Below are 6,077 nucleotides of genomic sequence, written 5' to 3'. Positions count from 1 at the left end.
GTGCTCGACAACCCCAGCGGACTCAACGCCCACGCCAGCGTCGCGGACCATGCGGCCGGGTACCGGAAGGTGGCCAAGGCCGCGGGCATCGCGATTTAATCCCGCGCAGAGCCGGAGACTGTGACCTGGCGATCATTGATGCGCAAGGTGCTGTCAGCGGCAGCAATAACTGCGGCATCGTGCGTGGCGGCCAGAACGAGTGCGCCCCCGTCCGCAGCTCGCCGCAGGAGCGCGATAACTTGGTCGCGGTTAGTGGGGTCGAGGGAGGCGGTCGGCTCGTCAGCGAACACATAAGCCGCGCCGCGGAGCAGGGCTCGGGCGATCGCCAGCCGCTGCTGCTCGCCTCCGCTGAGAATAGCTGCCGGCCCGTCGAAGGGGACATCAAGACCGACTTCGCCGAGGGAGTGCAGCAATTCTTCTTTGGAGTATTGCTTCCTGGATAGCCCGAGGGTGAGGTTATCTTCGCAGCTTAGTTCGGGAATGATTCCGTGGTCTTGGTGGATTATCGCTGCGCGTTCTCGCCAGAACCTCCGCCTCCGCTTCATCCTCCACGCGGAGGCATTCTCACCGTCTATCCGGAGGAGGCCGTCCGCCGGCGGCAGGAGCCCGGCCAAGGTGTTGAGCAGCAAAGTCTTTCCGGAACCGCTGGCTCCACAGATGGCGACAAAGCCTGGCCCGGGTAGGGAAAACGTTGCATTTTCCACGAGGGACTTCTTCACCATCCGCGTGCTGCGCCCCACAGAAAAAGTCGACTCCGCGGCGAGACAGAGATGAGAGGTGGAAATCTCCGGCGGCAGAGTGGGGGACTGATTGGGGCTAGCCAATGACATTGTGACTCCTAGGGGAGGCGGACATGTGCTGAGAAATACTGAGACGGACAAAACCGAGGTAGACGATTAAGACAAGGCAGCTTAGCGCGGTGAAGGTGTAGAGGAACGGGTTGGGAAGCAGTAGCGGAGCCAGGACGGACAATATGACGACAACTGTCAGGCTGACCAGTTGGCTTTTGAATAGTCGCCACATCGTTTTGTCCGGTGATTGCCCAGCGCTGTGGAGGAGTACCAGGAGGCGACGGTGAACTCGGAGCTGGATGCGCGCCTGGACTATCAAGGCCGCAAGCGTGGCGAGCAAAGCTCCGAGGACGCTCAGGATACTCAGCCAGAACAGCGCCGTGCTGGCTACTAGTTCGGCCAGACCGCGATCGGCCGCGCGTACCGGGTACACGTAGCCTTCGAGGCCGGCAGCGGTAAGTTCTGGACCCAGTTCCGAGAAATCCGCGAAGAGCAAATTTTCACTCGAAGCTGTGGAGCTTAGGAAGTCTGCGTCGAAGCCGGATAGATCGTCCGTTTCAAGCACGTAAAAACAATCGCCGGGAACCAGTTCCCCCGACATTGTTCCACTAATGAATCCGACCGCATGATCGGCACTGACCGGACCAATTTGCGCAGATTTAAGGAGCAGGTCGCCGGATTCCTGAGCCCACAGATCCACGGAAGCTGCGAAATGCTCTTGGGCTGCGGAATAGTCGACCGAGTGGTTGTCGTCTCCGGGACGGAACTGATAATCCTGCAGATCGTGCCATTGGCGGTTAGCAAGTGCCACGGGGCAGGAGTCCGGCACACCGGTACCTTCTTTCGGCAAAGTATGGCTGAGGACAGCCCCGTGCTCCCGTTCCCAGCTGAGCGCGAAGTCGCGGAAGTTCTGCTGCACACTGGGCGGCAAGAGCTCGCCTCCTTCCACGCGGCCAGCAGGGCCGTCGAAGTTGGCTGAAAAATGCAAGGCTCCAAACTCCGCGAGAGATTTCCAGGTCTGCTGGGCCTCGGATTCCTGCTGGTAGGAGCGGAGCGCAGCCGCTGAGCTAAGACCCGCTGCTACAAAGGTCACGCAGGTAAAGACCGAAATTACTTTCAGCGCTTTTCCCGCCGCCTTCTCTGCGGGGGCACGCTGCCCCAGCAGCGCTACTGCGCGGCGCAACAATGGGGCGGTGACGGCTACGGCCAAACCGGTGGTAGCCAGGGCCAAGCCTATCCCGGCGGCGTAGAACCTGAGGAACAGGAGGGCAAAAGAATAGCTCCCTTGGCGGGCGAGGAATGTACTCGCAAGGCCAATGAGAACTAGGTGCGGGAGGATGACAAAGGTCCATTGCCGCCAATTGCCTTTTTGACTGCGGTGCCCTCCATTTATTGTGCGCAGCGCTGCCAATCTAAGACCGGAAACCCGAAGAACAAATACCAGGGCAAAAAGGGAAACGACAAATAGAAACAGGATCGCCACCAACGCGGGCAGGCGGAATACGACCGATTGGATGAGGTGAAGGAACTGCGTCTTTTCGCTTAGCCTGAGCCCGTCATTCCTGGCCGATTCGTAGAAGTGGTTCGCATTGCCACCCGTTGCTTTGGGAACCAAGACGTAGTCACCGTGGTAATCCAGCGACCCAAGCTCACTGGCCGCTTGGCTCAAGGCATCCGGCCGGTTGAGCCGGGGAATGCGTTCCGGTGCTGGATAATTTTCCTCCAGCGGGATGAAAACCTCGTGGGAAGTCCCGCTTGCGTCATCGGTGCCAGTCAGCCGGTAGATGGAGTAGCCGTTCTGCTCGGCCAATGAAACCAGTGAGTTACGGATTACCGTCGGTGCGTAGTCTGACTCAAGTTCCTCCGCGAGTGAAGTCTTAGGCTCGACGTAGTCAAGACTAAAGGTTGATTCGACCCCTAAGGACAAGGGTTTGGTGGAGTCAACCAGGGCTGTTAGCAGCCACCCAGTAGTCGCGATGACTGCAGCAAGAAGTAGGCTCAAAAGCCCAAGTACTAGGGGTCGAATACGCATGAGTTCTAGCAGAAGTTGTAGTAGTAGCTGTCCTTAGTGCCCGGCAAATTCGTTGCCCAAAGCTCGGCGATCGACTTCTGGCCGCCGCGGGTGTCGATGCTTCGTTGCGTTCTGTCGTTGACGATCACAGTCGAAGTATGGCACCGATTCACGGTGAAATAAGAACGCGCCTTAGCGTCCCAGAATCCGTACTCCCAGGTACCGCCACCTGCAGGGCAGCGAACTTTCCGGCCGACAGATGCCCAGTAGGTTGTGAAGGCTGGTGCTGCCTCGCCGAGTAGCTCGGCCATCACACCGGAAGCAAAGCCTCCCTTGGCGCCGTGGTCTTGGAATTATTCTGCGGAAGCAACGGCTGAGTTAGATACGGAAACGCTCAGAGCAGAGGCAATCAGCAGCGCTGCAAACTGCCGAGTGCGCTTTTTGGGGGTCATAACAGTCTCCTTTGAGAGAGGAAATGAGGCGGGATTGCCTCAAAAGGAAGGCTACCCTAAGTGAATATAAATGGGAATAGAACCAGTTTTCTAATTTTATTGGTACTTTTCACGGGCCTTAGGCTCGGGAGGGCGGTGGTTGTCCTTGGTCCGCTATGTCTTGGATTCACCCCGTACGGAGTGGGGTTGCCCGCAACACGCCCTTTCGTCCTTGCTCTCTTCTGACGTCATCCTCGCCAACGTCAGCTGCGCGAAACTCCTGCCTAGTTTCGCACGCCGCAAGCGCACGGTGTCGTGCGCTTGCTTAGGCCGCCCCTAAGGCGCAGCACATGCGCGCGATTGTTGATGTGCCACACACTGCAACCTAGTTCCACACGATCTGCACCGATTCAGGGTTGAAGGTCTTGGTGCCGCGCACGCCACGGCGCAGGCGCACCTGGCACAGGGGGTTGATGACTCGACGCTGCACGGCAAGCTCTGCGTTGTCGAAGGCGTCCACGGGCGAGGCGTAGCCGGTTGTGTCGAGCAGCGCCGATGCGCCAGCAAGGCGGGCACGGCGCGTTTCGAGTTTCTCGATCTGCGGCTCATAACGGTTTCGCGCGCGCTTGAGGTCACGGGCCTCGATAAGCTCCTCGTCGTAGTCAGCCTGGACGCGGGCGAGCTTTGCGCGAAGCTCAGCGAGTTCGTCGTCGATGGCGTCGACCTCGTCGTCATCCGCAGTTGGCAACAGGTCTGCTAGGTCGTCACGGCCAAGGCGGGCGCGGATCACGGCGAGCACAAAATCATCGACGCTGTGAGTGCGCACTAAGCCACAGGCCGCGCAGCGGTAGCGGTCGGCATGCGTGTGCACGGGGTTGCCGCACTCGTCGCAGACATACAGGCCCGAGCCAAGATGGCGGCGAGTGTTCCGGCGCTCCTTGTTTGTCAGCCGGTCGGGATCATCGAGCACGTTTTGCACACGCCACCACAGATCGGGTGTGACGATCGGCTCCCACTGCCCTTTCACCGGCTCGCCGGTATCGGGGTCGCGGACGATATGCGTGACACGGCGGTATTTGTTCTTCACGCCTTTGCGCTTGGCCTTCTTATACGTGGAGTAGCCGGCATACACGGGGTTGCGCAGGATCGAGTGCAACGACGTGTAGGCCCAGGGCTGCGCGTCGGGAACCAACTTTTCTTCCTGGCCAGCAGCGCGACGGCGTGCGTTGCGCTCTGTGACCACGGTGTGCATATGGCGCGGCGTGGTCGGAATGTCCGGCAAGCCCGGTTGATCGACCCCAGATAAGGCGCGTGCGATATCGCGCATGGAGTTGCCCCTCTCGACAGCGCGGAACATACCGATCACGGCGGCGGCTTCGGATGGGATGATCTCGCCGGTGGAGGTGTAGCCGATCGGGCGCACACCGCCGGAGTACCAGCGGCCCTGCTCGGCGCGCTGCTGTTGCGCACGGGATTGGCGCATGCTTTTGCGTTCGATCTCGCCGCGCGCCACGGCTGCTTTGATACGCGCGTACATTCTGCCGCCGTCGGTGGCAAGGTCAACATCACCGTTCGCGGTGACGAGTTTCAGCCCCTGCTCTTCCGCCCTGTCGATCCACTCTTCGAGCTGCGCGGGCTGTCGTGTGAGGCGGTCGAGGTTCCAGCAAATGATCGCGTCGATCTCGCCGCGCTCAAAGGACGCCACCATCGCGTCGTAGTCGGGACGGTCCACGTCCTTCTTTGATGCAGAGATCGATTGATCGACGTAGGTATGCACGACGTCCCAGCCGCGTTGCTCGGCGAGGGCTTCGCAGTCCTGACGCTGCCGGTCGATGGCGAGGCCGTCCATGGCAGCATCTAACGAGATACGGAGGTAAATAGCAGCACGTGTAGTCATACGCTATTCATAGCGCATTTAGGTTACATTGAAACGAAACTCCACGCAGACGACATCCTCAGCCTGCTCGACCTCGCAGACCGCTAGCTCGCCAGCAGCCGCTTTGACACGAAGCTCCCACCGCCTACCGGGCGCGCAGTTCCACGGGCACAGCCTTAAAGTTTGCGGATACGCTCTGCATCAGCCACGAGGTTTTGCGCGAGCTTCTCCGCTTCAAGGCCACTCAAGTCGCAGCTGTCGAAGCGGGCCAGCCAATCAGCACGAATGGCGGGGGAGTCGAACCAGGTTGCGCGCTCGGCTTCAATATCCTCGATACCACTCAAGGTGCGGCCGTCGCGGGTGCGGATCTCGAGGTCGTCGACAAGCGGGGCAATCGCTTGAAGTCCTGGGACGATGGCTTTAAAACCCGACGTGTGGGAAACCTCATTGGTCCAACGCGGGTAGCGGCTCACGCGCTGCGCCTCCAGGTAGCGCTGGGCGACGCCCAGCCTGGAGACCTCCTGCGCCACCGCCAGCCCCACGACCTTTACGCGGAAACCCACGGAGCGAAACTTGGCTATCTCTCCTGCGATGAATTCCGGGTTGGACAGCGTGTTCTCAATGATGAGGGAGTGCCCGTGCTGCCGGCCATACTCAATCAGCGAGGACATCCAATAGGGCACCGGACCATTGGTGAGCACGTCCATGCGCAGGGGGTCGCGCTCCATGATCTCGTCGAGGGCGGGGTGCAGCTTCCGAACCTCATCGGAATCAAGGACCGCGTGACCATTCTTTACAGATTCAATAGCCGTTGATTTGCCTGACGCTGGCTGCCCCGCCACATAAATGACTTCTGGAACAGACGGACTGTGAGCATTCGATCGGCCAAAGTAGCTGGCTTGCAGAGTCTTTAGCCGTTGCTCCATAACTTGTGGATCAACGGGGAAATCAGCGGCGGAAAGCATAAG

Annotated in this window: 5 protein-coding genes; all 5 read right to left on the bottom strand. The window is 59.9% G+C overall.

Annotation, left to right across the window (positions count from 1 at the left end; all coding sequences use genetic code 11):
- Positions 1-95: 95 nt before the first annotated feature.
- On the bottom strand, positions 96-830 hold the full coding sequence (locus HMPREF0308_RS08855) for an ATP-binding cassette domain-containing protein (RefSeq protein WP_016456434.1): 735 nt from the start codon (positions 828-830) through the stop codon (positions 96-98).
- Positions 817-2,601, bottom strand: a complete 1,785-nt coding sequence (locus HMPREF0308_RS08850) for a hypothetical protein (RefSeq protein ID WP_236251905.1) — start codon at positions 2,599-2,601, stop codon at positions 817-819. The genes HMPREF0308_RS08855 and HMPREF0308_RS08850 overlap by 14 nt, the downstream gene beginning before the upstream one ends.
- A gap of 227 nt (positions 2,602-2,828) precedes the next feature.
- Complete coding sequence (locus HMPREF0308_RS08845) at positions 2,829-3,113, bottom strand: lactococcin 972 family bacteriocin (RefSeq protein WP_005530789.1); 285 nt, start codon at positions 3,111-3,113, stop codon at positions 2,829-2,831.
- Between the two features lie 505 nt (positions 3,114-3,618).
- Positions 3,619-5,130 carry a recombinase family protein gene (locus HMPREF0308_RS08840; RefSeq protein WP_005530786.1) on the bottom strand — a complete coding sequence of 504 codons (1,512 nt, stop codon included), beginning with the start codon at positions 5,128-5,130 and terminating at the stop codon, positions 3,619-3,621.
- A 155-nt stretch (positions 5,131-5,285) separates the two neighbouring features.
- Positions 5,286-6,074 carry a zeta toxin family protein gene (locus HMPREF0308_RS08835; RefSeq protein WP_005530784.1) on the bottom strand — a complete coding sequence of 263 codons (789 nt, stop codon included), beginning with the start codon at positions 6,072-6,074 and terminating at the stop codon, positions 5,286-5,288.
- Positions 6,075-6,077 lie beyond the last annotated feature (3 nt).

It is taken from the genome of Corynebacterium striatum ATCC 6940 (genome assembly GCF_000159135.1).
Taxonomy (GTDB): Bacteria; Actinomycetota; Actinomycetes; order Mycobacteriales; family Mycobacteriaceae; genus Corynebacterium; species Corynebacterium striatum.
The sequence above is the reverse complement of the archived record's forward strand: the minus strand, read 5'-3'. Positions and strand labels throughout refer to the sequence as shown.

Excerpts from the sequence above, each read along its gene's own strand:
- HMPREF0308_RS08835 (WP_005530784.1), bottom strand. The coding sequence starts at position 6,074 with ATGCTTTCCGCCGCTGATTTCCCCGTTGATCCACAAGTTATGGAGCAA.
- HMPREF0308_RS08855 (WP_016456434.1), bottom strand. The coding sequence starts at position 830 with ATGTCATTGGCTAGCCCCAATCAGTCCCCCACTCTGCCGCCGGAGATT.
- HMPREF0308_RS08840 (WP_005530786.1), bottom strand. The coding sequence starts at position 5,130 with ATGACTACACGTGCTGCTATTTACCTCCGTATCTCGTTAGATGCTGCC.
- HMPREF0308_RS08845 (WP_005530789.1), bottom strand. The coding sequence starts at position 3,113 with ATGGCCGAGCTACTCGGCGAGGCAGCACCAGCCTTCACAACCTACTGG.